Below are 1,277 nucleotides of genomic sequence, written 5' to 3' on the forward strand. Positions count from 1 at the left end.
GCGTCCGCTGACGGGGGGCCAGATCAGACACCCCCGCGCAGCCCACCCGCCCGGCCCCTGACAGTTTCCTGCGTGGCCCGCCACGGAATGGAAGAGGAAAATCAAAGGCAAAAGCGGGTCGCGCGCTGCGCTTGCTCGTGTAGAGCCGAGCCCACGCTCGGCTGCTTTTGTCATTGCGAAAAGCAGCCCGGCGTAGGCTTAGGGCTACAGGATCAGACACAGGTCGCAGAAACTACCAGGAAGTATCAAGACCGGGAGGAGATCTGTAGTTGTCGATCTGAAGATCGCCGTGTGATTTCAACTGAATGATCTGACAAGCGCCCGGGTTCCATACGATGAATACTCGTATAAGGAGAAGTCCTGTGTCTGGCACAGGATCCCTAAATGCTCAATGGCCTCGACCTTCTTCAGATTCTCGATGGTGTTCTCCCCACCCAGTGAAAGCAGTGGCTGGAATCCATAGCATTCACCGATCTCTAAGGGCCCAAGCTTCTTCCGTGCTCTGGAGAATAGCCGTCTGTCATCTTTGTCGTAAGCATCGATATCCTCTGCGTCGAGCATAAATGGGATCTCGATGGCATGTTCAAGATGCATTCCGGCATCTGTATCTCGTGCAGATGTCTCACACATCACTGAGCCATGCATAAGTTCTATCTCTCCGATGCCGAAGACTTCGTGATAGAAGAAAATATTGCCGAACGCACTATGGCAAAACGCATGGCAATTCGTACTGTTGAATTGCTCGTCGCGGTCGAACACTGCATCCAGAATGCCTTTGAAACTCCTAGGGTGGCATGTCTGGAGCTGGCCTTGCAGTGTGAAGAAAAAGCCCAGCTTAGCGAAGAGTTCGCGGAGTTGATCAGGAAGGGATGTTGGAAGTGAATTCCACTCGTCGCGGGTGAGTGAGCGACACAGCTTTGGGTGTCCATGCTCGTTGACGATGTAGTCAATTAGTTTACTCATTTCTGATCTGCAGTTTGGCCTTCGAATCTGCGGCGCGAATACATCATCTGCCGGACTTGTTGATGGTCGAACGTATCAGGCAATACCGACGTTGGCCCGTTTTCAGAAACGGTCCCTCCGGCCTGCCTTGCCCCGGTGTGCGGCATGAAATGAGGATGGGAGCCAGAAACGACAAAAGGGACGCGGCGAAGCCGCGTCCCTCTCTCAAATTCCGTCCCGACAACCCAACGCTCTTCGATCCGTCCCCGGGAATCTGTCAGAGGTGGGGCGGGAGGGGCCAGCGGGACCGTTGGCGCCATGGATGGCGCCATCGA

1 protein-coding gene is annotated in these 1,277 nt (G+C 54.8%); it reads right to left on the minus strand.

From position 1 onward, the window contains the following. Nucleotides 1–297: 297 nt before the first annotated feature. Nucleotides 298–963 (minus strand): T6SS immunity protein Tdi1 domain-containing protein, encoded by a 666-nt coding sequence (locus HMPREF3114_RS20630; RefSeq protein WP_083297597.1) that lies wholly within the window; start codon nucleotides 961–963, stop codon nucleotides 298–300. Nucleotides 964–1,277: the final 314 nt, after the last annotated feature.

This window comes from Stenotrophomonas sp. HMSC10F07 (assembly GCF_001807895.1).
Taxonomy (GTDB): domain Bacteria; phylum Pseudomonadota; class Gammaproteobacteria; order Xanthomonadales; family Xanthomonadaceae; genus Stenotrophomonas; species Stenotrophomonas sepilia.